Source organism: Pseudothioglobus sp. nBUS_23 (assembly GCF_051201565.1).
GTDB lineage: Bacteria > Pseudomonadota > Gammaproteobacteria > PS1 > Pseudothioglobaceae > Pseudothioglobus.
This window is the reverse complement of sequence record NZ_CP179200.1, coordinates 1,136,382-1,160,690: the sequence shown is the minus strand read 5'-3', so window position 1 is coordinate 1,160,690 and position 24,309 is coordinate 1,136,382. Positions and strand designations below refer to the sequence as shown.

22 protein-coding genes and 2 tRNA genes are annotated in these 24,309 nt (G+C 36.0%); 20 read left to right on the top strand and 4 right to left on the bottom strand.

Annotated features, from left to right (window positions below; genetic code table 11):
• Window positions 1-175: 175 nt before the first annotated feature.
• The 3 genes from serC (at window position 176) to ACMAZA_RS05880 (ending at window position 3,353) form a co-directional block, all read left to right on the top strand.
• Entirely contained in the window at window positions 176-1,255 is a 1,080-nt protein-coding gene (gene serC / locus ACMAZA_RS05890) for a 3-phosphoserine/phosphohydroxythreonine transaminase (RefSeq protein ID WP_435187833.1), read from the top strand.
• On the top strand, window positions 1,255-2,412 hold the full coding sequence (locus ACMAZA_RS05885; RefSeq protein WP_435187832.1) for a phosphoglycerate dehydrogenase: 1,158 nt from the start codon (window positions 1,255-1,257) through the stop codon (window positions 2,410-2,412). Before serC ends, ACMAZA_RS05885 begins: the two co-directional genes overlap by 1 nt.
• A 143-nt stretch (window positions 2,413-2,555) precedes the next feature.
• The gene (locus tag ACMAZA_RS05880) at window positions 2,556-3,353 is read left to right on the top strand and encodes a hypothetical protein (RefSeq protein ID WP_435187830.1); all 798 of its coding nucleotides are present in this window, start codon (window positions 2,556-2,558) and stop codon (window positions 3,351-3,353) included.
• Window positions 3,354-3,526: 173 nt separating this feature from the next.
• Here ACMAZA_RS05880 and ACMAZA_RS05875 read toward each other — a convergent pair.
• A tRNA-Arg gene (locus ACMAZA_RS05875) sits at window positions 3,527-3,603 on the bottom strand.
• Window positions 3,604-3,748: 145 nt separating this feature from the next.
• Here ACMAZA_RS05875 and ACMAZA_RS05870 point away from each other — a divergent pair.
• From ACMAZA_RS05870 to pdxH, 10 genes are all read left to right on the top strand, one after another.
• Window positions 3,749-4,528, top strand: a complete 780-nt coding sequence (locus ACMAZA_RS05870) for a sulfotransferase family 2 domain-containing protein (RefSeq protein ID WP_435187828.1) — start codon at window positions 3,749-3,751, stop codon at window positions 4,526-4,528.
• A gap of 247 nt (window positions 4,529-4,775) precedes the next feature.
• Window positions 4,776-5,294, top strand: coding sequence for a glycine zipper 2TM domain-containing protein (locus tag ACMAZA_RS05865; RefSeq protein ID WP_435187826.1), 519 nt, complete (start codon window positions 4,776-4,778; stop codon window positions 5,292-5,294).
• A 13-nt stretch (window positions 5,295-5,307) separates the two neighbouring features.
• Entirely contained in the window at window positions 5,308-6,150 is an 843-nt protein-coding gene (locus ACMAZA_RS05860) for an SGNH/GDSL hydrolase family protein (RefSeq protein ID WP_435187824.1), read from the top strand.
• A gap of 51 nt (window positions 6,151-6,201) precedes the next feature.
• Complete coding sequence (pyrF, locus tag ACMAZA_RS05855) at window positions 6,202-6,906, top strand: orotidine-5'-phosphate decarboxylase (RefSeq protein ID WP_435187823.1); 705 nt, start codon at window positions 6,202-6,204, stop codon at window positions 6,904-6,906.
• 12 nt (window positions 6,907-6,918) lie between these two features.
• Window positions 6,919-6,995, top strand: a tRNA-Val gene (locus ACMAZA_RS05850).
• 271 nt (window positions 6,996-7,266) lie between these two features.
• Window positions 7,267-7,983 carry a hypothetical protein gene (locus ACMAZA_RS05845; RefSeq protein WP_435187821.1) on the top strand — a complete coding sequence of 239 codons (717 nt, stop codon included), beginning with the start codon at window positions 7,267-7,269 and terminating at the stop codon, window positions 7,981-7,983.
• Between the two features lie 298 nt (window positions 7,984-8,281).
• Window positions 8,282-9,541 carry a peptide-methionine (S)-S-oxide reductase MsrA gene (gene msrA / locus ACMAZA_RS05840; RefSeq protein ID WP_435187820.1) on the top strand — a complete coding sequence of 420 codons (1,260 nt, stop codon included), beginning with the start codon at window positions 8,282-8,284 and terminating at the stop codon, window positions 9,539-9,541.
• Between the two features lie 63 nt (window positions 9,542-9,604).
• Window positions 9,605-10,222: a tetratricopeptide repeat protein gene (locus ACMAZA_RS05835; RefSeq protein ID WP_435187818.1), complete on the top strand. Its 618-nt coding sequence runs from the start codon at window positions 9,605-9,607 to the stop codon at window positions 10,220-10,222.
• A gap of 36 nt (window positions 10,223-10,258) precedes the next feature.
• Entirely contained in the window at window positions 10,259-11,464 is a 1,206-nt protein-coding gene (gene ubiM, locus ACMAZA_RS05830; protein ID WP_435187816.1) for a 5-demethoxyubiquinol-8 5-hydroxylase UbiM, read from the top strand.
• Between the two features lie 10 nt (window positions 11,465-11,474).
• Window positions 11,475-12,116 carry a pyridoxamine 5'-phosphate oxidase gene (gene pdxH / locus ACMAZA_RS05825; protein WP_435187815.1) on the top strand — a complete coding sequence of 214 codons (642 nt, stop codon included), beginning with the start codon at window positions 11,475-11,477 and terminating at the stop codon, window positions 12,114-12,116.
• Here pdxH and aroE read toward each other — a convergent pair.
• The 3 genes from aroE to ACMAZA_RS05810 form a co-directional block, all read right to left on the bottom strand.
• Window positions 12,097-12,909, bottom strand: coding sequence for a shikimate dehydrogenase (aroE, locus tag ACMAZA_RS05820; RefSeq protein ID WP_435187813.1), 813 nt, complete (start codon window positions 12,907-12,909; stop codon window positions 12,097-12,099). The genes pdxH and aroE overlap by 20 nt on opposite strands.
• 6 nt (window positions 12,910-12,915) lie before the next feature.
• Window positions 12,916-15,147, bottom strand: coding sequence for an Rne/Rng family ribonuclease (locus tag ACMAZA_RS05815; RefSeq protein WP_435187812.1), 2,232 nt, complete (start codon window positions 15,145-15,147; stop codon window positions 12,916-12,918).
• A gap of 257 nt (window positions 15,148-15,404) precedes the next feature.
• Entirely contained in the window at window positions 15,405-16,124 is a 720-nt protein-coding gene (locus tag ACMAZA_RS05810; RefSeq protein WP_435187810.1) for a pteridine reductase, read from the bottom strand.
• Window positions 16,125-16,210: 86 nt separating this feature from the next.
• On the opposite strand from ACMAZA_RS05810, the gene ACMAZA_RS05805 reads away from it, so the two are divergent.
• The 7 genes from ACMAZA_RS05805 to lpxC are packed head-to-tail and all read left to right on the top strand — an operon-like array spanning window position 16,211 to window position 24,241.
• Entirely contained in the window at window positions 16,211-17,302 is a 1,092-nt protein-coding gene (locus ACMAZA_RS05805; RefSeq protein WP_435187808.1) for a class I SAM-dependent methyltransferase, read from the top strand.
• A 9-nt stretch (window positions 17,303-17,311) separates the two neighbouring features.
• Complete coding sequence (locus ACMAZA_RS05800; RefSeq protein WP_435187806.1) at window positions 17,312-18,106, top strand: undecaprenyl-diphosphate phosphatase; 795 nt, start codon at window positions 17,312-17,314, stop codon at window positions 18,104-18,106.
• Window positions 18,106-20,619, top strand: a complete 2,514-nt coding sequence (gene pepN / locus ACMAZA_RS05795) for an aminopeptidase N (protein WP_435187805.1) — start codon at window positions 18,106-18,108, stop codon at window positions 20,617-20,619. Before ACMAZA_RS05800 ends, pepN begins: the two co-directional genes overlap by 1 nt.
• Window positions 20,619-21,092, top strand: coding sequence for a CinA family protein (locus ACMAZA_RS05790; RefSeq protein WP_435187803.1), 474 nt, complete (start codon window positions 20,619-20,621; stop codon window positions 21,090-21,092). Before pepN ends, ACMAZA_RS05790 begins: the two co-directional genes overlap by 1 nt.
• The gene (gene dusA, locus ACMAZA_RS05785; protein WP_435187801.1) at window positions 21,089-22,045 is read left to right on the top strand and encodes a tRNA dihydrouridine(20/20a) synthase DusA; all 957 of its coding nucleotides are present in this window, start codon (window positions 21,089-21,091) and stop codon (window positions 22,043-22,045) included. The genes ACMAZA_RS05790 and dusA overlap by 4 nt, the downstream gene beginning before the upstream one ends.
• A gap of 60 nt (window positions 22,046-22,105) precedes the next feature.
• Window positions 22,106-23,326, top strand: a complete 1,221-nt coding sequence (ftsA, locus tag ACMAZA_RS05780) for a cell division protein FtsA (protein ID WP_435187799.1) — start codon at window positions 22,106-22,108, stop codon at window positions 23,324-23,326.
• A gap of 3 nt (window positions 23,327-23,329) precedes the next feature.
• Window positions 23,330-24,241, top strand: coding sequence for a UDP-3-O-acyl-N-acetylglucosamine deacetylase (gene lpxC, locus ACMAZA_RS05775; protein WP_435187797.1), 912 nt, complete (start codon window positions 23,330-23,332; stop codon window positions 24,239-24,241).
• The last annotated feature ends 68 nt before the right edge of the window (window positions 24,242-24,309 follow it).

Genomic DNA, 24,309 nt, shown 5'->3' with positions numbered 1-24,309 from the left:
AATATTGAGACATTTTGTCACAAAGCCTACGTGATGAAATTTATAGGACAGGTATAATCATTCTATTTCAAAAACCAATGGTGGTTATTTGATCAACAATGACGTTTAGATGGGCTTAGTTTGACTATGCGCACCTGAGCGTTTTTTTTTACTTAAAAAAAGTTAATTATTAAAAATGACTCAAGCATACAATTTTAGTGCAGGACCAGCAATGCTGCCTAGAGAGGTTCTTCTTAAAATTCAGAGCGAACTTCTCGAATATCAAAACTCAAAAGCATCAGTAATGGAAATTTCCCATAGAGGGGTTGATTTTATGGAAGCTGCTGAGAAATCTGAGCAAGATTTTAGAGAGCTTCTGAGTATTCCTGAAAACTACAAGGTACTTTTTCTTCAGGGAGGGGCATCAGCACAGTTTTCTATGGTACCCATTAATCTCCTAAGAGGAGGCTTGAAAGCCAGTTATGCAAATACAGGTCACTGGTCTGTTAAAGCGATTGCAGAGGCAAAAAGGTATTGCGAGGTTAATGTATGTACAGACAGTACCGAAAATAATTTTACTAACATTGATGATTTTCAAAATTGGGATATTGATGAAGATGCTTCTTATCTTCATTACACTCCTAATGAGACGATTGCAGGTCTAGAGTTTGACTATATTCCAGAGGTTTCCATCCCTATTGCTGCAGACATGTCTTCTACGATTCTATCGCGTCCAATTGACGTTTCTAAATTTGGTGTTATTTATGCAGGAGCCCAAAAGAATATTGGTCCATCTGGACTAACAATTGTAATTGTTAGAGAGGATCTTATTGGAGATGTGGTTAAGCAGCAGCCTAAATTATTTGACTATTCTACTCAAGCTCATAATGATTCGATGTTTAATACACCAGCTACTTTTCCATGGTACGCGGCTGGAAGAGTCTTTGAGTGGGTTAAAGAGAAGGGTGGTCTTAGCGCAATGCAAACAATTAATAAAGCTAAAGCAGAGTCACTATATAGAGCTATTGATAGCTCTGATTTTTATTCAAATCCAGTTTCTACAAGGTATAGATCATGGATGAATGTCCCATTTTTATTAGCAGATGATAAATTAAATATTACATTTTTAGAGCGCTCAAAAGAGGCTGGTCTGCTCGCACTTAAGGGTCATCGAAGTGTCGGCGGTATGAGGGCAAGTATTTATAATGCTATGCCTAAAGAGGGGGTTGAGGCCCTTATTAATTTTATGAATAATTTTGAAAAGGATTTTGGATAATGCTTAACATACAGGTACTCAATAACATTTCACCTCTTGGACTCGAGAAGTTTTCAAAAGAATCCTATCAGGTTTCCACAAGTGATGAAAATCCAGATGCCATTCTCGTTCGAAGTGCAAAAATGCATGATATGGAAATTGGAGATAGTTTAAAAGCAATTGGCAGGGCTGGTGCAGGAGTCAACAATATTCCACTTAAACAAATGAGTGACAAGGGCGTGGTTGTATTTAATACGCCTGGTGCAAATGCAAATGCTGTGAAAGAGCTTGTTATTTCATCAATGCTCCTTGCAAGTCGAAATATTTGCCAGGCTTGGGATTATGTCAATAAGCTTCCACTGGAAAACCTTAAGACTACGGTTGAAGATGGAAAAAAGCAGTATTCAGGATCTGAACTGCCTGGAAAAACATTAGGGATTGTGGGCTTGGGAGCAATCGGAGTAGAGATTGCAAATGCTGCCAGTATTCTAGGGATGGATGTTATTGGGTATGATCCATCAATTTCTAAAAAGAATGCCTGGAAAATTTCTTCAGAAGTTCAAGAGGCTCTCTCATTAGAAGAGCTCTTTTCAAAAAGTGACTTTGTTTCATTCCATGTGCCTCTGGTTGATGCAACTAAGAATCTTTTAGATGCAAAGAGAATTGCTCTTTTGCCTGAGGGATGTGTTGTTATCAACATGTCAAGAGACGGCATAGTTGATGAAGAAGAACTCATTAAATCCCTTGATAGTGGCAAGGTAAAGTATTACGTTACTGACTTTCCTATCGATGAGAAAAAGAATCATGATAGAGTCATTGCTCTCCCTCACTTGGGAGCGTCTACTTCTGAGGCAGAGGAGAACTGCGCAATAATGATTGCCAAGCAAGTAAAAGACTATCTTGAGCATGGAAACATTGTAAACTCAGTCAATTTTCCTGACTCAAAGATGCCAAGGGCTGGTGAAGAGCGTCTTGCAATTACTCATAGAAATATTCCGAATATGGTTCGTCAAATAACAAAAGAGATTGCTGAAGAAGGTGTTAATATTGTGGATATGCTAAATAAATCACGAGGTGATTTTGCTTACACACTTATTGATATTGAGAAAGAAATACCCAAAACTGTTATTGAGAATATCAATCAAGTAGAGGGAATTTTAAAAGTAAGGGCGCTTTGAATCTTCATAAATAAATACAAAATCCTCATGATTAGAGTCATTATGGTTGATAAAATATAGTTTATCTCCAACTATAAAACGATATCATTAAATTATTAATCCATGCAGGCACTCATAAAACTGCATCTACTTCTTTTCAAACTTTGTGCTCAAATTGTAATGAGTTGCTTATCGAGAATAAGATTCTTTTTCCTAAGTATCTTGATTGGCATCAGCACAGTTTTGCTGCATGGATGTCACAGAAGAAAGATTTAATAAGTTTAAGATTATTTTTAGAGTCAATTTTCCAGGATACAGTAAGAAATAATTGCAATACTACTCTCATTAGTGGCGAGGCTTTTGAAAACTTTTTGGTTGATACTCATCTTGCTGCAGAATTTGAAAGACTCGCTAAATCTCTAGGCTATTCAAATATTGAATGGGTTGTTGTAAATAGAAAACCAATAGAATACTTAAAGTCTATTTACGCAGAACGCTCTGGATATGGAGTAGTGCTAGATTTGTCAATAATTGCAAATATAGTTTTAGAATATGGGTATGTCAGTCCTAGCAGTAGAAATTACAATAATAAATTTGTATTCGATGTCAAAAAGTTTGCCAAATTTTTTAAAAATAATGTTAATAAAAATCTTACTATTATTAAATTTGAGGATTTTATAAAAGGCTTTGTAGGAAAAGACTTATTCAATAAACTTCTATTGTCTAATAATGCTTTAGAAGCTTTGAATAACGAGGCAGAAAAGATCGGCATTAAGAGAAAAAGACCTTCATTAGAGAAAGTCGAATTTCGATATGTTGCTAACTTCTTAGGAATGTCTCCAACCAAAGACTTTCATGATAACAATAAAAGTTTAGTTGATTCTCTGATTTCTCATCGTATTAAGAGAAATGAAGCTATACTCAAAGAGGTTTCAGTAAAATTCCAGAATCATTTTGACTAATAGTATTTCTTTGACATGGCAATGTATTTGAATCTTCGAATTCTTGCTAAGGAAATGAGCCTATCTGGAACAGTTTGTTTTGCTTTATTTTTGTTTGAGTTACAAATAAAAATGGATGAACAAAACTTATCAGTCTATTTACTCTAAGTGATTGTTTTTAAATTAAAAGTGTGTGGCGCCCTGGACAGGATTTGAACCTATGACCCCTCGCTTAGGAGGCGAGTGCTCTATCCAGCTGAGCTACCAAGGCGTAGAGTATATTATTGCTAGTTTTTTTTAAAAAACAAGACAATATTATTTGCTTTTGATAAAAATTTAATCTATAAAATAACTTTAAGGCAAAATATTTTTTTTCTGATACAAATTGAATATTATTTTTAAAAGAAAAATCTAACATGAATGATGTAAGGCTTCTGAAAAATGCTAGACTTGAAAATGTTCCAATAAGTCAAAATGAATTATATAATTTTTCATCTAGATACACTTTGTCAATATACCCTCTAGATGCAATCTGCACTTTTATTCCAAAAAATGCATGCTCTTCTCTAAGGTATTCTATTGCAATTGCAAATGGATTTATAAAGGGTTTAAATGATATCAAATGGATTCATTCTAATAATCAAACATTTATAGCTACTCAACGTGAGCTTGCACTTTCCAAGTATACTTTCGTTGTTCTGCGATGTCCTTTTACAAGAATTGCCTCTTGTTTTATTGATAAGTTTGTTGGCAGAAAGCTGAAATTTAATGATAGTTCAGGGAAAAAATTAAGTATCAATTTCCATGATTTTCTTTCAATAGTTAAATCACAATCCCAATCAGATAGAGATGAACATTGGAGAAATCAATCAGACTTTCTTCATTTTGAAAAATATGATCAATATTTTTCTCTAGAATCATTTTCTAATGCAATCAATACCCTAAAAGATAAAGGTTTTAAGGTTTATGATGTAAGAGGCATTGTTAAACATGATTTATCAGGCTATAAAAGAGTCGAGGGAGACTTTTCGAAGATGAGGGATGCGGATTTAAAAATAATGAAAGATCAAGGCATGGTTCCGAGTTATAAGTCAATGTTTGGAGCTCAAGAAATTAGCCTTGTTAATGAAATCTATAGTGATGATATTGAACTATACAAAAGTCATTTTGGAGATAAAAACTTGTTATTCAAATAATTTTAAATAAGCTAATTTAATTTACCAATTCAATTATCTTTAAATTAACCTCTAGTCGTATCAACATTTATTTGATTTATCTGTCATGAAAAAAACCAAAAAAGTATATAATAATTTGTTTAATATCTTACTTAGGATGGTTTAAAGAATAGCTTTAAAAAATTTGTTGGTTAAAACTTCATGAATAAAACACAATTCGATAAATTTATATGAGTAGAATTCAAACTATAATCTATTGGAGCTTATTATGAAAACAATTTTAAAAAGTTCATCGATGTTACTTCTCTTGTCATTTTCTCAACTCTCATTGGCAGGAACCTTTATAGATAGCGCCTCAGTTGTATCAGTAGACAAAGTATACAAGCAGGTTAGGGTCGAAGAGCCCTATAAGGAGTGCTATATCAAAGAAACTGTCCAAAATAATGGAGATGGAAGCGCTACTAATGAAATCATTGGTGGAGTTATAGGCGGCGCTATAGGAAACCAGTTTGGTGAAGGAGATGGTAAAGACATTATGACTCTAGCAGGAATTCTTATGGGTGCATCAATTGCTAATGATGCTGAAAAAGCAGCTGCAAATGGAACTCAAAAGGTTATTAGTCAAGAAGTTTGTGAGAATAAAGTCAGACAAAAAATAGAAAAAAGATTGAGCCATTACAAAGTAACTGTTGACTACAATGGAAGTGAAGTTTCCTTTTCTACAAAAAGAAGACCATTTGATGATGTAATTAAGATTGAGGTTACTGTTGATGGACTAGAAAACTAAAACCTTAGGTCAAATGACTTTCATATTTTTAGTTTTAATCATTGCAGCTGCTCCGGCAGCTGCTTTTTTTTATGTTTCAAAAATTATCTCAACTCCTCCTAAAGGAAGAGCTGAAGATTATTTAAAGAGTAATAATCAACCAGATAAAAAAATTATTGCATGCATTGGTGACTCACTAACTCACGGAAATATAGGACAAAGTTGGGTAGATTATCTTCGTCAGGAGTTTCCAAATGATGTTTTTCTTAACGAGGGTATTAATGGAAATACTGCCTGGCAAGTTATTCAAAGACTAGACCCAATTCTTGATTGTAAGCCCGACTTAATAATATTATTGATAGGCACGAATGATGCATTGGGATCGTTTGACATTAATTCAGGCTTAAGATATAAAAAAAATAATGAGTTACCTGAAGTTCCTACTCTTGGAAAATACAAAGAACATTTAAATGAGTTAATTGAAAAGATTGGATTTTCATCTAATTTTGCAATTTGTACTCTCCCTCCTATTGGTGAAAATGTAAATTCTGAAGTCAATAGACATGTTAATTTGTTTAATGATTATATTAAATTGACTGTTAATCAAAAAAATTTAAGTTTATTGCCAGTTTCTGATGCATTATGTTCAGAAATTAAATCTAGAACCTATCCACTAAAGTTAGAATATAATCCAAAAACTAGGCTAATAATGAGAAGAATTTTTGGAGGAATTTTTCATCACTATGTATTTAGCAAGTCCTGGAATGATATATCGAAGGCGAAAGGACAATGGATACTTTTTGATCAAATTCATCTTAATGAGAGAGGTGCAGAGATAGTCTTTAAATTAGCTAAAGACTTTATCTCTAAGAGCTAATTTGTTGAAAATTATAGTATAATTTTAGCTTCAAAAAAAATCCATAATTTAATGAAAAATATCAAGCTAGAAGATCGATTAATATTTGCTTTAGATGTTCCAGAGGTGTCTGATGCTAAGGAAATTGTAACAGAGCTTGATGATAGTGTTAATTTTTATAAGATTGGCATGGAAATGCTAATGACTGGTCAGTATTTTGAGCTTCTCGATTGGCTTATTAAAAAAGATAAAAAAGTGTTTGTTGATTTAAAGTTTTTTGATGTGCCTGAAACAGTTGGTCGCACTATTTCAAGACTCAGTGACTATGGCGCTACATTTGCTACCATTCATGGTAACCAAGCCTTGATGGAAAAAGCTGCTGAGAATAAAAATAACCTAAAAATACTCGCTGTGACAGCTCTTACAAGTTTAGATCGAGGTGATTTAGATGACTTGGGTTTTTCTTGCAATGTACAAGATTTAGTTATCTCAAGAGCTAAAAGGGCTTTTGAAGCGGGTTGTGATGGAATTGTTTCGTCTGGCCTAGAAGTTCCGTTCATAAGAGAGCATATTGACAATAAATTAATTGCAGTAACTCCTGGAATTAGGCCCGTAGCAAATGATGATGATCAAAAGAGGGTTGTTGATGTCGCTACAGCTTTTAAAAGCGGTTCAGATTATATTGTTGTTGGTAGGCCAATTAAAAACGCTGAAAACCGTTACGAGGCTGCCAGTAATATTCAAAAAATTATCAAAAAAACTTTTGAGGCAGTATAATCTCGCCTTCATAGTCGCGTAACTCAGTTGGTTAGAGTGTCACCTTGACATGGTGGAAGTCGGCAGTTCGAATCTGCCCGCGACTACCAACATTTTTATATTAAGTCATCAATAATTCTAGATGCATTTATCTCTGACTCAGAGGCAAGATCTAATACTTCAATATACCCTCTGATTAACTCACCATAAAGATCTTAGTTGCCATTAATATTTACTCAAAATTTATTAAAGAGAAATTTCATTTTTAAAATATTGTAATTGATTAAAACTATTTGTTTCTCCTTTATTTTCATTAACTATTTAGTTAAGAAAATAATGTTTAAGCTATAATAAGGTTTTTTAATAATGGACTAGTTCAAAATGAAATATTTCCTATTGCTATTCGCTCTATTATTTTTCTTGAGTGGATGCTCTTCAATTGAGCTTGAGGCTGTTCCATCATCAGAACAAGAAACGCAAAAAATTCTTGCATTAGGCCTCACCCATGAAGAAAATCTTGTTGAGGCGAGCAAACTTGATAGCCCCCATCTTGTTTCAGTTGTAACATTACAATTGAAAAATGCTAAGGAAGAAAAAATTCAGTTTGAAAATGATATGCTCATTTCTCAGGATTTTGCCGATATGGTTATTATTTCAGATAATAATACTAAATTTACTGGCGCTGAAATATCAGAATCATTAAAGGTTGGCGTCTTAGACACTGATATCGACCTCCTTAAATATAACTTGGAGGGGGTCAAAGACATAATTAATGGAAGTTTTAATCACAAGCTTAGTCTCTCTCTTACACATAACTCAAATAAAAGAAGAGATTATAGAACCGTTATTTTTTGCGATAAGTGGAACAAATGTGAAAATAAAGGACAAGTTTTAAGTGTTATTTCTTCCACTGCTTCTAATTGTAAAAATGATAGTTGTGACTTTACTGAGGTTATGGAAGTTAGTTTAAGTGATGATTTTCTGAATGATACGCTGAGTAATGGATTTACAATGCGCTTGATATCCAAAAAGAAAGTAAATAAAATAATTATTCCAAAGCCATATTTAATGGGCTATCTAGGAGTTATTCAAAACTAGTATAGGATCATTTTTCTCATTTTGAGAATATGTATGTATTTTCAGTAAACTCTAAATAACTTGCCTCTATCAACTCCTTAAATAAGCTAGTATTAAATAATATTAGTTCATATTTAATATTAAAAAATTAAGTAGATTGTTTTATTTGTTAAGATCTATACTTTAAGTAAAAGTAGACTCAGTGTAGAAAAATTTATATACAGATCTATAAATTTTATTAGTTTCTTCACTTATAAAACACATTAAATTCACTTGTTAAGAGTACAATTTTATTTTTTCATTGTGAGGCTAAGTTTAAATGATTTTAGAAATTTTTTTTGCTGCTGGTTGCTTCTGGGGTGTTGAAAAAAACTTTGAAAGTATCGAAGGCGTTGTAGATGTAGTTTCGGGTTATTCTGGGGGTAACTATGATAATCCCACTTATGAGGCTGTTCTCAAAAATAGAAGACTTCAAAGCGAAGGTTTTTTGTCAGTTCTTAAAAATATTGGGTTGTCTGATGAGGAAAAAGAAAAAAATAAAAATACATTAATTAACCATACAGAAACTGTCAAAGTAGTCTACGATTCTAGTCAAGTTTCAACCGAATCATTAATCAAGAATTTTTGGGAAATACATGATCCAACCCAATTCAATAGACAAGGTAATGACGTTGGGAATAATTATCGTTCTGCTATTTATTGGACCAATTATGAGCAAAAGAATATTGCCATAGAGACTGGTCTTGCCTATCAAAAACTCCTATCTGCAAAAGGCTATGGTGACATTGTCACAGAAATGGCAGCGCTTGATAAATTTTGGCCAGCTGAAGATTATCACCAAGATTACATTGCAAGAAATCCAAACGGTTACTGTCCAGACCACTCAACTGGTGTTAAGTTTGTTCAGAAAGAGGATTTGACTGAATATGCTCAAGTGATTGAACCTCTTCAGGGTAAAGAAATTATTGTCATCGGTCCAGAGGTTGAAGGAACCTGTTTGTTTTGTCTAGAATTTGAAAAGAAGGTGACTTCAAGCTATAACGGCACTATCCCGTTGAGATCAGCGCCCGCATCTGCTCTTAAGGGTTTTGATATTAAAACCCCTTCCTGGGCTACCCCTACAATTATCTTTATCGAGGATGGCAAAGAGATATGGTCTCACCAAGGTATGATGACATCTGAAGAGTTTTACAAGGCTCTTGGAGAATTTAAATTGGGGGTTGGCTCTGAAGCTTACAACGTAGCTTTTAATGAAGGCACAGATAAAAGGTTTTGTATTCAATATCAAATATTTAAAGATACTCCGGAAGGTGTTTTTGTAGACAAGCTCTCTGGAAGGCCCCTCTTCGATACTGCTTATCGGTTTGATTCCAAATCTGGGTGGCTTTCTTTCACCCAGCCAGTAGAAAATGAAGTTTATGAGAAGGTAGACACCAGTTATGGCATGATTAGGACGGAAATTCGATCAGTAAGCTCTGATATTCATCTTGGCCACGTTTTTAATGATGGTCCTAATGGTTTGCCAAGGTATTGTATCAATGCTACAGTCCTAGAGTTTGTTCCACGTGAAGAAGTTTAAGTTTAAAAAAAATGTAAAATAAAGATGTGACTTTTTTATTTCTCTATCAGTTTTTTTGCACTTATGAATTCTGCCTCAAAATCAATCGGAGTTACTCTATTTAAAACTCTGTTTTTATCTCTATTTTTTGTCCTTTCAAATCCAATCTTTGCTGAAGAAAATTTATATGATAGAGGAAAGGAGTTAGTTGAGGAGAAAGAATATGAGAAAGCACTTAAGGCATTTGAACTTGCTGCTAAAGCTGGTAATTTGGATGCGCTTACAGCGCTTGGGGTTATGCATATTGGAGGGATTGGAGTTGAGCAGAATAATGAGGTAGGTTATGACTATATCAAAAAGGCTGCAGATAAGTCAGATCCAAAAGCTCAATATACTCTAGGCGCATTGTATTATTTAGGAGCTGGTGTTGAAAAAGACTATCAAAAAGCTTTTAAATGGTTAAATTTGGCCTCTGAACAAAACTATATTGACGCTAAATACAATTTAGGGGTAATGTATGAATTTGGAGAGGGGGTCAGCCAGAGCTATGAAAAAGCTTATGAATACTATTTATTTGCAGCTAGGAGAGATAACTTAGAATCTCAAATTAGGGTGGCTGACATGTACAGAGACGGAATTGGAACAGGCAAGGATCTAGATAAAAGAGCTTACTGGTTAAAAAGAATTGAAGATTCAAAGTAAATTAATTTTTTTAATTAATAATTCGATGCAAAATTGATGAGTAATAAAAATAATTACGATGTAATCATTATAGGTGCTGGCCCAGCAGGTCTTAGCTTTGCTTGCTCCTTAATTGAATTGAATTTGAGAGTTATGCTGGTTGAAAGGTCTACTCTTTCATCAATCTCAAATCCTGAGCCTGATGGGAGGGAAACTGCCTTAACTCATAATTCACTTAAGATTCTTCAAAATCTTGGAGTATGGGATTTAATCGATCAAACTAAAGTAAGTCCTTTAAAGGAGGCAAAAGTCTTTGATGGAGATTCAGATTCGCTTTTAAATTTTGCTGCCAATAAATCTTCCATTGACGCGCTTGGATATTTAGTTCCGAATCATTTAATCCGACTAGCTCTGTACCAAAAAGCTTCAAAATCTGATAATTTGACAATCATAAATGAATTGTCAGTTGAGTCAGTGGATACAAGTTTTTCTGGAGGTAAAGTGACTCTATCAGATGGCCAAACTTTGGAATCTAGACTCATCGTGGCTGCTGATAGTCGTTTCTCTGAAATAAGACGCAAAATGGGTATTGAGTCAACCATGAAAGACTTTTCTAAGGTTATGATAATAACTAGAGTCTCGCACGAAAAAGACCACAACCAGGTTGCGCTTGAGTGCTTCAATTATGGCCACACATTGGCACTATTACCACTTAATGGTAATATTTCTTCAGTAGTATTAACTGTTCCGACAGATGAAGCTGTTCAAATGCTCAATATGGATTCAGAAAAATTTTGTAAGTTTGCTAGCGATGGCTTTAATGGTAGTTTAGGAGAGATGACACAAATTGGTGATCGATTTTCATATCCTTTAGTTGGCGTTTATGCTCAAAAATTCAGATCTACACGTTTTGCATTAATAGGCGATGCAGCCGTGGGAATGCATCCAGTAACTGCTCATGGTTTTAATTTAGGCCTCAGGGGTCAGGATATTCTTTCAAAATCAATTTCTAAAGCGTTAAATTCTGGAAAAGATATTGGCTCTGAGTCAGTTCTTAGGGAGTTTGAAAACAAACAAATCCATTTATCAAGGTTGATGTATTTTGGAACTAACGGAGTTGTTTCATTGTTTACGAATGATGATGCTATGGCAAAAAAAATTCGTAAGCTTGTTCTCAAATTTGCTGATCGATTTCCACCTATTAAGACATTGATCACAAAGCATCTCACCGAATCAAAAAAGAGTAATCTAATCCCTTTTTAAAGGAAGTAATATGTCAAAAACAGGCGACCTCAGCAACTTAAGAAAAGAGTATCTCCAGAGTGGAATTGTAAGAGAGGATTTAAAGGATAGTCCTATCGAACAGTTCTCATTATGGTTCTCACAGGCCATGGAGGCTAATATCATAGAGCCATCAGCAATGAGCCTTGCAACTTCTGATGACTCTATTGGAATAAGAACAGTTTTGCTTAAATATTTTGATGAAAAAGGTTTTGTATTTTTTACCAATTATGAATCAAAAAAATCTCAACAAATACAAAATAATCCTCAGGCAGCAATTCTTTTTCCATGGCTAGCGCTTGAGAGACAGGTCAAAATTATTGGCTCGGTAGAGAAAATTACAAAGATTGAGTCTTTCAAATATTTTTCATCAAGACCCAAGGAATCACAACTGGGCGCGTGGGCATCTCAACAGTCATCAAGAATCTCTTCTAGGTCTGTGTTGTCTGAACAATTTGCTGCAATGAAAAAAAAGTTCTCTGATGGTGAGATTCCGCTTCCAGACTTTTGGGGTGGGTACAGGGTTGTGCCCCATAGTATTGAGTTTTGGCAAGGTCGAGAAAATAGACTTCATGATCGCTTTATTTATGAATTAAGCTCTGGTAATTGGTCTATTAGCCGTTTGTCTCCCTGATTAAACTAAGTACAGAATCAGTTTTCGGACTAATTCCATGCCAAAAATTAAAAGAAAGTGCAGCCTGCTCCACAAGCATTCCTAAGCCATCACTAACTTCTCGTGCTGAGTTTTCGAGACCCCACTTCATAAATGGTGTGTGCATTCCGTACATCAAATCATAGCACAAAGCACCATCGCAAAGCCCAGCTGGTAAATCTAGCATAGCGCCATCAATTGATGCACTAGTAGCATTAATGACTATATCGACAGGTTTTGACTTAATTTGGTGTATACCAAATCCACAAACCTTACCATATTTTAAAAATTCACTAGCCAGTTTAATTGATTTTTCAGAGGTTCGATTTGCCAGTAGAATTTTTTCAGGGCTTTGATCAAGAAGGGGTTTGAGTATGCCTTGAGTTGCTCCTCCAGCACCAATTATCAAAATTTCTTTTCCTCTTATGGTTTCACCTAAATTTTTTACAAGGTCATTCACCAAACCGTAACCATCTGTATTATCACCAATTACCACATTATTTTTTATTTTGATGGTATTGACAGCTCCTGCCGCAATAGCATTAGAGGTGAGCTCTTCAGAGAAATTAAATGCTTCAATTTTGAAAGGAACAGTGACGTTAAACCCTACACCGCCATCACCTATAAATTTACTTGCAGTAAATTCAAACTCATCAATGGGAGAGAGTATTTTTTCATAAGACAACTCAATATTACACTTTCTTGAAAACGCATTATGAATTACAGGTGATAAGCTATGGCTAATGGGGTTGCCAAGTACTGCAAATCTTTTCATATAATCTTAAGAAGCCTTTTCATCAGAATCAATAACTTGTTTTGAAGCTACTTTTTCTACAGCATTAATTTTAATATTTTCTTTAGAGGTTGAGCTTTCTTTCTTCAATGCTTTTTTGACAGGCTTACGAGAAGGTTTGACACTTTTTGTATCTTTGTTTTGGTTTTTCTCAGCACTACTTTTTACAGCAGTATCAACAGCCTTAGTTGCTGCAGTATCAACAGCCTTGGTTGCCGCAGTATCAACAGCCTTGGTTGCCGCAGTATCAACAGCCTTAGTTGCTGCAGTATCAGCAGGCTTAGTAGCCTTGTTCTCTGAAGTTTTTGTATTTAGTTCAGCATTATTTTTTTGATTCTTGATTCTATTTCTATTTCTATTTCTATTTCTGTTTTGATTATTATTGTTTCTTTGGTTATCACTTTTAGGCTTGTCAGCTCCTGAATCTGAGTTGTTGGCACTCTTAGAATTTTCCTGAGTATTCCTATTCTGGTTCCTATTCTGGTTCCTATTCTGGTTCCTATTCTGGTTTCTATTTCTATTTCGATTCTGAGGTCTAGCATTTTTTGGTTTCTGAACTGTTTTCTTTTCAGATGAAAAAATTTCAGCTAATTTACTCATAAATGAGACTTTCTTTTCAGGCATCTTCGTTGACGGCTGATTAGTAGAGATTGCTGGAATATCAGGCTTATCAATATAGTTTATTACATTCGGGTTTTCCTGAGGTTTAGAGATTGCCTGAAAGCTTTTATGATGCGTGCTTTTATTACCTTTCTGTTTATTCACTGTGAAGTGAGGAAAATGCATGTATTGGTTTGGAAGGAGCGTAATTTTGATTTCATGCTTAGCCTCCATTTCTGTTATGTTTTGTCTCTTTTCATTTAATAGATAGGTGATAACTTCAACACTTGATTGTATGGTGATATCTCCACTGCCCTTATTAGAGTTGAGGCTGTCTTCTAGTTGCCTTAAAATTCTTAATGATAGCGAAGGTATGGTTGGATTAGTTCCACTTCCATTGCACACAGAGCAGGTTTTACCTGTCGACTCAAGTACAGAGTTCATAAGTCTTTGCCTAGATAATTCCAATAAACCAAACCTTGAGATTGATCCAATCTGAACTCGCGCTCTATCATTGGCGGTTGCTTTTTCCATTAGCTTTTCAATTGAAGTTCTGTTGGCTTCAGATGCCATATCAATGAAATCAATAACCACAAGGCCTCCAATATCTCGAAGCTGTAACTGTATAGCAATCTCTTCAGCAGCATCCAAGTTGGCTTTATAAGCAGTATCTTCGATGCTTGTTCCTCTGGTTGCCCTTGCTGAGTTAATATCAATTGCTGTGAGTGCTTCTGTAGCATCAAAAACGATTGTTGCGCCTGACTTCAAAGCTACTTCTCTGTTAAAAACATTTTTGACTTGAGATTCAACACTCATATGAGCAAAAAGTGAGTGATCAGTGACATCAAAAAACTTAATCTTATCAAGGTAGTGCGGCATCACAAAATTAATAAAATCTCTCGCTTTTTGGTAAGTCTCTAAATCATCAATAATAACGCTATCAGTATCCTCTCTCAGGAAGTCCCTAAGAGCTCTGACAGTGATGTCACTCTCTTGGTAAATTAAAAAGGGAGCATCCTGTTTCTTTGTTGCTGTTTTGATAGACTTCCAAAGTTGTGTCAAGTGGTCAACCTCCCACTGAAGTTCACTTGCCCCTCTACCTGCACCTTCGGTGCGAATAATGAGTCCTGAGTGCTTAGGAACATCAAGTTTAGGAAGTTCCTTTTTTAAATCCTGACGATCTGAAGCGCTGATCTGTCTGGAGATACCAGAGCTTTTTGGATTATTAGGCGTCAAAATCATGTATGCGCCTGCAAGGTTAATATAAGTACTAAGAGCTGCACCTTTGTTTCCTCGCTCTTCCTTTTCAACTTGAATTATGATGTCTTGTCCTTCTTTAAGGACATCACTAATTGTTAATTTGTCACCTTTAGGATTGACGCCTTCAGCAAAAAAAGGTGAAACCTCTTTAAAGGGAAGAAAGCCGTGTTTTTCTTTTCCATAGTCGACAAAAGCCGCTTCAAGTGATTGCTCAACTCGAGAAATTTTAGCTTTGTAGATATTGCCTTTTGTTTTACGATTAAGGCTAGTTTCTATGTCAAGATTAGTTAACTTCTGGTTCTTGACAATTGCCACCCGGATCTCTTCCTTGTGGGTAGCGTTTATGAGAATGTGATTCATTATAAAGTCCTGTTATATCTGGACTATTGAGCACATGCATAGCTTCAATACTTAAGCATTGAATAGGTATAAAGTTTTGATTTTGAAGATTCATCAATTTCTAAATAAGTTATATGCGGCATCAATAAGCCCATAAAAAATAGTTCGTTACAATATTTCTATTATTTGTATTTTGAAATAATTGTAAAAAAATTCTTGTAGGTCGAAAAAAAATGTTCGACAATTTATTATACCACAAATTGACCTACAGATTTTTCTTACTGATTGAGCGTTCTTCCGCCATCGATATTAATAATTTGACCCGTAATATAGTCCGACTTAGCTAAAAATAGAACTGTATCCGCAATATCTTGCGGTGACCCTTGTCTATTAAGAGCAATCCTCTCGAGCATCAGTTTTTTTTCTGAATCCGAAATCTCAGCGCTAGCTTCAGGCCAAAGAATCGATCCTGGAGAAACCCCGTTGACTCGAATGCTAGGTGCAAGTTCTTTAGCTAGGGTTTGGGTCATCATTTTTAAACCAGCTTTTGAGATATTATAAACAGCGTGATTCTTCAATGGCCTGTCCGCATGAATATCGATAATGTTTATGATGGAGCCGTTGATATTCGATAGTTTTTTACTTAGTCCCTTAGATAGGAAAAATGGAGCCCTTAGGTTAACATTAATGACATCATTCCAATCATCAATATCACTACTCTCGACTGACTTTGGATAAAAAACAGACGCGTTATTGACCAGTAAATCTAATGAATCAATAGACTTGACAATTGAAGTGATATTTTCAATGTGGCTAAGGTCCCCTGAAATGACCTCTGCTGTATCTTTCCTTATTGAGTTAAGGCTATCACACAAATATTTAGCTTTTTCTTTTGAATGATTGCAATGAATAATAATCTTAAAGTTATTGTCGTGTAGTGTCTTGGCAATTTGTGCTCCAATGCGAGCCGCACCACCTGTAATTAATGCTGTTTTCATCTTTATTCTTTGTGGTAATTAAATTTAATGTATTTTTGGTTTTATGAAGAATGTAAGGTGCTCTCAGTATAAAATATTTTTTACTTATGAGTCTTAATAATATTATATCTAAAAGCATTAAGGACAATAACAATCCAATAGGATTTGATGTCTTTATGAACCTAGCTTTATACCATCCAGAGTTTGGTTACTATCGTTCCAATAAAACAATCTTTGGGCATAAAGGAGACTTTATTACCTCCCCAGAGGTCTCAGACCTTTTTGGCTTTAGTCTCGCAAAGCAATGCAAGCAAGTCCTTCATGGAAGAGACATACTAGAATTTGGCGCTGGGACTGGCATTCTTGCAGCGCAGATACTATTTGAGCTAGGAAGATTGAAGTCTCTTCCAAAAAGATATTTTATTATTGAACTGAGTGCTCAGCTTAGGCAGAACCAAAAGGAAACAATCAAAAAAATCTTACCTGAGCTTCTTGGTCGTGTTGAGTGGCTTACCGAACTTCCAAAAAGATTTAAAGGCGTTGTGATTGCAAATGAAGTACTAGATGCCTTTCCAGTAAAGCGTATCAGCCTCATAAAAGATAACTTCTATGAATTGGGCGTTGGTTTTAAAGAGGGAAAGTTTGATTGGGAGAGATTTAATAAACCCTTTATGGATTCAAACGTTCCATCCTCTATGAATCTTCATGAAGGCTATACGACGGAAATAAACCTACAGGCAAATGCTTGGGTTAAATCGCTCTATGATTTCCTGGATGATGGAGTCGTTTTCTTAATTGATTATGGCATGACAGAATCTGAGTATTTTCATCCACAGAGAAGTCAGGGGACTCTCAAGTGCTTTTCTAATCATAAATCAAATGATGATCCATTTATTAATATCGGGAAACAAGACATCACTGCATCAATTAATTTTAGTCATGTCGCTCAAAGTGCTGAGGATTGTGGTTTTGAAGTTTCCGGTTATACCACACAGTCAATGTTTTTAATTTCATTGGGTATAGAGAAATATCTAAATAAAGAAGAGAATGAAGAAAAAAGAGTCAAAATTGCTCAAGAAATTAAGCAGTTAGTCTTGCCAGGGACTATGGGTGAGGTCTTCAAAGTCATGGCTTTAACCAAGAAACAATCAGTAAAATTGGATGGTTTTAAAGAGCTAGATTTAACGAATAGGCTTTAGCATTAATTTATGGATATTTTTCAAGCAGTCATCTTAGCTTTTATTCAAGGTTTGACGGAATTCTTGCCTGTATCCTCATCAGCACATCTGGTTATTTTTCCGCAGTTTTTTGATTGGCCTGACCAAGGACTTGCTTTTGATGTTGTTCTTCATTTTGCTTCCCTCTGTGCAGTGATAATCTATTACAAAGACTCGATTGTTTTACTCTCTCAAGATTTCTTTTCATCTGTCTCGACCAGAAAAATGCAAGGCGATTCATTTCTAGCTTGGGGCGTTTTATTGGGAACAATTCCAGTTGGTTTGGCAGGCCTCTTTTTTAATGACTTTGTTGAAATCAATCTCAGGAGCTTTCATGTTGTAGCCTACGCAACAATTTTATTTGGGATTCTGCTAGGTTTGTCAGATATAGTCCACAGAGCCAGAGACATTAATCGTGAGTTGATTCGGGGGAGCGATATTCTGATTATTGGGTGCTTTCAAGCCTTAGCATTGATTCCTGGAACTTCCCGAGCGGGCATTACAATTACTGCGGCACTCTTGATTGGACTATCTAGAAAACTATCCATTAAATTTGCATTTCTGCTCTCAATACCGGTCATAACTTTGGCTACCATAATGAAACTATTCGAGTTGACTAATGAGCCCCAACAGGTTAACTGGTTATTCTTATTGCTAGGTTTTGCTATTGCATTTCTAACATCTTATTTTACAATTGTATTTTTTATAAAACTGGTCGAGAGAATTGGCTTTCTTCCGTTTGTTGTATATAGAATTTTTCTTGGAGCACTACTATTTCTAATTTAATGCCGCAACCTATCTTTAGGAAAGACTATGAACCAAGCTCTCATTTAATTAAAACAACAGAGCTCGATTTCAATCTAGGGGATCACGAGACAATTGTCAGCTCTAGGATTATTTTTTATAAAAATCCTATCGTCACAAAGACCGTTGATGAGTTATTTTTGAATGGCGAGTCACTAGAGCTTTTATCAATCAAAATTGATGGATTGAATGCAAACTACGTATTGAAAGATAATGGAATTTTTCTAGTGAGTCCTCCTGAAAACTTTGTTTTAGAGGTCAAGGTTAAGATTCATCCGGAGAGCAAAACAGACTTAAATGGGCTTTATCAGTCCAGCGGTAATTTCTGCACTCAGTGTGAGGCTATGGGCTTTAGGCAAATCACCTATTATCTCGACAGGCCTGATGTTTTAAGTGTTTTTACTACCAAAATTAATGCCGATCGAGACCAATACCCTGTTCTACTCAGCAATGGAAACTTAATAGAGGAAACGAAAAATTATTCAACCTGGCATGACCCTGCTCCAAAGCCATGCTATCTCTTTGCATTGGTTGCTGGAAAGCTTGATTATCTTCAGGATGAATATAAAACTGCAACTGGAAGACTGGTAGATTTGAGGCTCTATGTGGAGCCTCACAATATGCACAAAACGGCTTTTGCAATGGAGTCACTAAAAAAGGCGTTTAGGTGGGATGAGGAGCGATTTAATCTGAGCTATGATCTAGATATTTACATGATTGTTGCGGTTGATGATTTCAATATGGGTGCGATGGAAAACAAGGGGCTCAATATATTTAATTCAGATTGCGTCTTGGCAAATAAAGAAACATCAACTGATTCAAGTTTCGTAAGAATTGAATCTATCATTGGTCATGAGTATTTTCATAACTGGACTGGCAACAGGGTAACCTGTAGAGACTGGTTTCAACTCAGCTTAAAGGAGGGCCTGACAGTCTTTAGAGATCAAGAGTTTTCTTCAGACTTAAGGTCTAGGGCAATTCAAAGAATCTCAGATGTCATTCAACTTAAAACTAGGCAGTTTGCAGAGGACTCAGGACCTATGTCTCATCCAGTCAGGCCTGAATCTTATATTTCAATGGACAACTTTTATACCTCAACGGTTTACGAGAAAGGGGCTGAAGTTATTCGCATGATTCATACTATTCTTGGAGAAGATGGCTTTCAAAAAGGAATGAAACTATACTTTGATAGGCATGACGGCGATGCAGTCACAATTGATGATTTCGTATCAAGTATGGCTGATGCCAACAACACTAATTTTGAAAGTTTTATGCCCTGGTACTCTAAGGCAGGAACCCCAGGGGTCACTGTGGAAGATGAATATGACTCAGAAACAAAAGTCTATAGCGCGACATTCACTCAAAAAAATCAAAACACTCCGTTTATGATTCCTAATGAGTTCGGGTTAATAGCAAAAGATGGCTCTGAGATTAAATCAGGCATGGTGGTTATTGATGAACTTATCAAGACGATTTCTTTTGAAAATATGCCGAGCAAGCCAATCCCTTCTTGGTTCAGAGGCTTTTCTGCTCCGATTAAGTTTAAAAACGGTTTGTCATCTGAGGAAAAGATTTTTTTGGTAACAAATGACTCTGACCCGTTTAATCGATGGGATAACGTGCAAAGCCTTTGGCTTAATTATATTCTTAGTCCAGAACTTATCTCTAAAATGGAAATATTTACTATGATTGAAAACCTTATGACTAAAGAGAGTGACCTTGCTCTTTTGTCAGAGATGATGAGTCTTCCTTCAGAGCAAATCATCCATCAAAATGTAACTGAAATCGATGTTGAGGATGTTCATAGTAAACGAAACAATACCCACCTTGAAATTGGCAGTAAATTTAAAGACGTCTTTTTGGATACCTATGAAAAATTAAACTTTAAGAAGGCTTTTGATTTATCTTCAGCCTCAGTCGCTGAGCGTGCACTTAAAAATACATGCCTTGCTTATCTCACAAGACTCGGTGAATTTGACATAGCATATAAGCAGTTTATGAACTCAGAGTGTATGACAGATCAGTTTGGAGCATTTCAACCCCTTTTAAACAATCCAAATCCATACCGAGATGAGGTAATAGAGCGCTTTTATAATGAACATCATTCAGATGTCCAGGTGATGGATAAGTGGTTCAGTGCTCAAAGTGTATCTTCTCTGACTTCAGTTGACGATGTCAAGAGTCTTATGAAGCATGAGTTATTTACGATGAAAAACCCGAACAGAGTTCGCTCCGTTATCGGATCCTTTAGTCAGAACACTAGTCAATTTCATTGCCAAGAGGGCTATGAGCTATTGAGTGAGGTTATTGTTGAGCTGGATGAACTGAACCCTCAAATTGCTGCAAGGTTTGCAGGTATTTTTAATCACTGGAGGCGATTTGCTCCAAGATACTCTGAGCTACAAGAGATCCAGATTCAATCAATCATTGATAGAGAAAAAATTTCAAAAGACGTTTTTGAAATTGTTCAATCTGCAATTTCAGGGAAGCATTGATGTCCTACCTAAAAGCTAAAAAATTAACTGAATTATTGACATCAAAAAATATGTCGATTGCTATTGCAGAGTCCTGCACTGGAGGCTCATTGTCAAGCTCCCTGACATCAATTCCGGGTGCATCGAGCTACTTTAATTGCGGATTTATTACTTACAGTAACGAGTCCAAGGTCAATATGCTAAACGTCGATTCTCAAACCATCGAACTCTTTGGCGCGGTTAGTGAAAAAGTTGCCTATGAAATGGCAATGGGTGCTGGTCAAAACTCTAAGAGTCATTTAGCTATTTCTGTTACTGGAATAGCTGGACCTTCTGGGGGTACACCAGAAAAACCTGTTGGAATGGTGTGCTTTGGATTTTATGTAGATGGGAATGTGACGACGACGACTCAATTCTTCTCAGGAGTTAGATCTGAGATTGTATCTGAGAGCATTGCTTTTGCTTTAACTGAACTGACATCCAAAATCGAATGAATCATTCCCTAGTCTCCGTTGCACCAATGATGGATTGGACGGATAAGCACTGTCGATTTTTCTACCGCCTCATTAGTAAAAATGTTCAGTTGTACACTGAAATGATTACGACAAAGGCCATTCTACGAGGAGATAAAAATCGATTATTAGATTTTAATGCTGGCGAAAATCCTTTGGTTCTCCAATTGGGTGGAAGCGACCCTAGAGAAATGGCTGAGTGCGCCTTAATTGCCCAGGAGTGGGGCTATGATGAGGTTAATATTAATGTCGGCTGTCCATCTGACAGAGTGCTCTCTGGAAGCTTTGGAGCATGCCTGATGAAAGAGCCTAACCTTGTAGCTCAGTGCGTTGAGACGATGATTGAAAGGTGTGATGTGCCTATTACTGTAAAGCATAGAATAGGGATTGATGATATGGAGAGTTACGAGCAGTTATCAGAATTTGTCGATCTTATCAGTCAAAAGGGCTGTCAACATTTCATTGTCCACGCACGCAAAGCTTGGCTTACGGGCTTGAGTCCAAAAGAAAACCGAACCATCCCGCCATTAAACTACCCTTGGGTTTATCAACTCAAAAAAGATTTTCCAAATTTAAAATTTTCAATTAACGGCGGTATAGATAGTTGCGAGGATATTGTAGGACATTTAGAGTATGTGGATGGCGCCATGCTTGGAAGATCAATCTACCACAATCCATTTTTGCTTGAGCAGATTGAATTAGAGATCTTTAAGAGTAATGAGCGATCATTGAATAGAGAGCTTATTCTTTCAAAATACATGTCCTATATATCAGCTCAGCTACAACAAGGCGTCCCAATCAGGTCTATGACAAGGCACATATTAGGTTTGTATCATGGCGAGGCAAATGCCAAGCTTTTTAGAAGATTACTAAGCGGAAAAGTTGTAGAGTTGGATCATTTAAATGAATGGCTAGATTTTAAAAAAATAGTTTAACTGAGATTAAAAGCGTTTAATAGTTTGGTAAAATTTTTGTAATACTTCTTGAAAAATACTATGGCAGGCAACCACTTTGTAGCAAGCATCGATATTGGAACTGAAAAGATTGCTTTACTGGTTGCTGAGAGAGAGGATGATGACCATCTGAGAATCATTGGACATAACGTTTGCCCATCAAAAGGAGTCAGAAGAGGGTCTATTTTTTCGATTGACTCTTTGTCCAGAGAAATTTCAAAACTAATCAAGAAGACTGAAGAAAGCTTTGGAATTAGTCTTGCGCTTTTTCGCGTCAATATTTCTGATACTCACCTCACCTGTATCGATGGAAAAGGCAAGGTCCCTGTCAATGAATTTGTAAGCTCTGAAGATTTAGATGCAGTGCTTGAATCAGCAATGGCGATTTCAACGCCAACCAACAAAGAAAAACTCCATATTATTAAAAAGAAGTTTACGATCAACGAGACCGTCGTTGTGGACGATCCGATGGATATGGAGGCTCAAGTTTTAGAGTCTAAGGTTCATATCATTACTGTTTCTAGTTCAAGCGTAAGAAATGTTGAAAACTGCCTCAAGCAGAGTGACCTTGAGGTCGATAAAATTGTACTCAATTCGGTTGCTAAATCTCAGGCATTGCTTACACAAGAGGATAAGAATAGTGGTGTTTGTCTTCTTGATATAGGTGCAGGTGTGACGAGTTATTCGGTTTTCAAAGAAGAAGGCATTATACAAAGTGGAATCATAGCAATGGGTGGTGACGAGGTTACGCAATCCATTGCATATGCATTTGATACCTCTCTTGAAGAAGCTAAAAGACTTAAAGAGAGCTACGGAGTAGCCAAAACTTTGCCTGAGTCCGATGATAAGTTTATTGATTTCACTCAGGCCAATAGCAAAGAAGAGCGACAACTCTCTAGCTTAGATTTGAGCGCTGTCATTGAGGAGTCTTACAGGGAAATTTTTGAGGAGCTCAAAAATGAGCTCAAGCATCGCAATTTAGATTCGATTATCAAGTCTGGATTTGTTCTTAGTGGGGGTGGCTCAGAGATAGGTTCTATTGAAGAACTGGTCCGCGATTGTTTTTCTAAGCGAGTAAAGCTTGGTAAAATTCAGAGATCAAGAATTTCAGGTCTTGAAGCTATTCTGACTGACTATCGCTATACTGGAAGTATCGGCTTACTTTTGCATGAGGGTGATTTGAATAAAGCTAAATTTATTGTTTCAAACGGAAACAAAGGCGTAATGGGTAAACTAAAGAATGCAATTGTAGGTAATTTCTAAATTATGGTCAAACAAAGAACAATTAAGAAAACGGTCAAAGCGCGTGGTGTTGGGATTCATAGTGGGAAAGTTGTTAACTTAACCTTAATCCCTGCTGCAACTGATCATGGCGTTGTTTTTAAAAGACTGGATGCTGGAGGCAGACAGGTTCATGCACATAGCGCATTCGTCAATGAGGTGGTTTTATCTACTGGACTAGAAAATCAAGGGGTAAAGGTTTCAACAATTGAGCACCTTATGTCAGCCCTCTCAGCACTAGGAGTTGATAATTTGTTAGTTGAACTCGACTCATTTGAGGTGCCTATCATGGACGGCTCATCTGCGCCATTTGTTTTCCTAGTTCAATCGGCCGGAATAGAGGAGCAAGAAGCGCCCAAAAGATTTATCGTGATTAAAGATAAAATTAGAGTAGAAAATGGTGAGTCATGGGCACAAGTCTCTCCACACAATGGCTTTAAAGTTTCATTAGAAATTGATTTTGAACACAAAAAAATAAAAGAAAGTGGGCAACAACTTACCATTGATTTTTCTGAGCAATCTTATTTAAAAGAAATATCCCGAGCCAGAACATTTGGTTACGAGAGAGATGTTGAGATGCTTCAAAAACAAAACCTTGCTCTTGGTGCTAGCATTGATAATGCAATTGCTCTCTCAGATGACGACATCCTGAATGAGGATGGTATGCGCTATCACAATGAATTTGTGAAACACAAAATTTTAGATATTGTTGGTGATCTGTTTCTTTTAGGGGGTAACGTTATTGGGCACTATGAAGGTTTCAGGACTGGTCACATGCTTAATGACCAACTTTTATCTGCCATTCTATCTCAGCCAAAAGCTTTCAGTATTGAAACTTTTGAGGAGAGTGATTCGCCAATACAATTCTATTCAGAAGATTGGCAAAATGATCTATAAGTTAGACTTAATTTTTAAAAATAAATAATCCTAAGCTTGCCTTCTTGTAGCCTGTTTTTAAAGCAAAT

What these genes read in the sequence shown, in the direction of transcription:
- ACMAZA_RS05865 (WP_435187826.1), top strand. Translation starts at nt 4,776, where the DNA reads ATGAAAACAATTTTAAAAAGTTCATCGATGTTACTTCTCTTGTCATTT.
- ACMAZA_RS05800 (WP_435187806.1), top strand. Translation starts at nt 17,312, where the DNA reads ATGGATATTTTTCAAGCAGTCATCTTAGCTTTTATTCAAGGTTTGACG.
- pdxH (WP_435187815.1), top strand. Translation starts at nt 11,475, where the DNA reads ATGTCAAAAACAGGCGACCTCAGCAACTTAAGAAAAGAGTATCTCCAG.
- ACMAZA_RS05885 (WP_435187832.1), top strand. Translation starts at nt 1,255, where the DNA reads ATGCTTAACATACAGGTACTCAATAACATTTCACCTCTTGGACTCGAG.
- msrA (WP_435187820.1), top strand. Translation starts at nt 8,282, where the DNA reads ATGATTTTAGAAATTTTTTTTGCTGCTGGTTGCTTCTGGGGTGTTGAA.
- ACMAZA_RS05835 (WP_435187818.1), top strand. Translation starts at nt 9,605, where the DNA reads ATGAATTCTGCCTCAAAATCAATCGGAGTTACTCTATTTAAAACTCTG.
- dusA (WP_435187801.1), top strand. Translation starts at nt 21,089, where the DNA reads ATGAATCATTCCCTAGTCTCCGTTGCACCAATGATGGATTGGACGGAT.
- ubiM (WP_435187816.1), top strand. Translation starts at nt 10,259, where the DNA reads ATGAGTAATAAAAATAATTACGATGTAATCATTATAGGTGCTGGCCCA.
- ftsA (WP_435187799.1), top strand. Translation starts at nt 22,106, where the DNA reads ATGGCAGGCAACCACTTTGTAGCAAGCATCGATATTGGAACTGAAAAG.
- ACMAZA_RS05870 (WP_435187828.1), top strand. Translation starts at nt 3,749, where the DNA reads ATGAATGATGTAAGGCTTCTGAAAAATGCTAGACTTGAAAATGTTCCA.
- ACMAZA_RS05860 (WP_435187824.1), top strand. Translation starts at nt 5,308, where the DNA reads ATGACTTTCATATTTTTAGTTTTAATCATTGCAGCTGCTCCGGCAGCT.
- ACMAZA_RS05790 (WP_435187803.1), top strand. Translation starts at nt 20,619, where the DNA reads ATGTCCTACCTAAAAGCTAAAAAATTAACTGAATTATTGACATCAAAA.
- lpxC (WP_435187797.1), top strand. Translation starts at nt 23,330, where the DNA reads ATGGTCAAACAAAGAACAATTAAGAAAACGGTCAAAGCGCGTGGTGTT.
- ACMAZA_RS05805 (WP_435187808.1), top strand. Translation starts at nt 16,211, where the DNA reads ATGAGTCTTAATAATATTATATCTAAAAGCATTAAGGACAATAACAAT.
- ACMAZA_RS05845 (WP_435187821.1), top strand. Translation starts at nt 7,267, where the DNA reads ATGAAATATTTCCTATTGCTATTCGCTCTATTATTTTTCTTGAGTGGA.
- pepN (WP_435187805.1), top strand. Translation starts at nt 18,106, where the DNA reads ATGCCGCAACCTATCTTTAGGAAAGACTATGAACCAAGCTCTCATTTA.
- pyrF (WP_435187823.1), top strand. Translation starts at nt 6,202, where the DNA reads ATGAAAAATATCAAGCTAGAAGATCGATTAATATTTGCTTTAGATGTT.
- ACMAZA_RS05810 (WP_435187810.1), bottom strand. Translation starts at nt 16,124, where the DNA reads ATGAAAACAGCATTAATTACAGGTGGTGCGGCTCGCATTGGAGCACAA.
- serC (WP_435187833.1), top strand. Translation starts at nt 176, where the DNA reads ATGACTCAAGCATACAATTTTAGTGCAGGACCAGCAATGCTGCCTAGA.
- aroE (WP_435187813.1), bottom strand. Translation starts at nt 12,909, where the DNA reads ATGAAAAGATTTGCAGTACTTGGCAACCCCATTAGCCATAGCTTATCA.
- ACMAZA_RS05815 (WP_435187812.1), bottom strand. Translation starts at nt 15,147, where the DNA reads ATGAATCACATTCTCATAAACGCTACCCACAAGGAAGAGATCCGGGTG.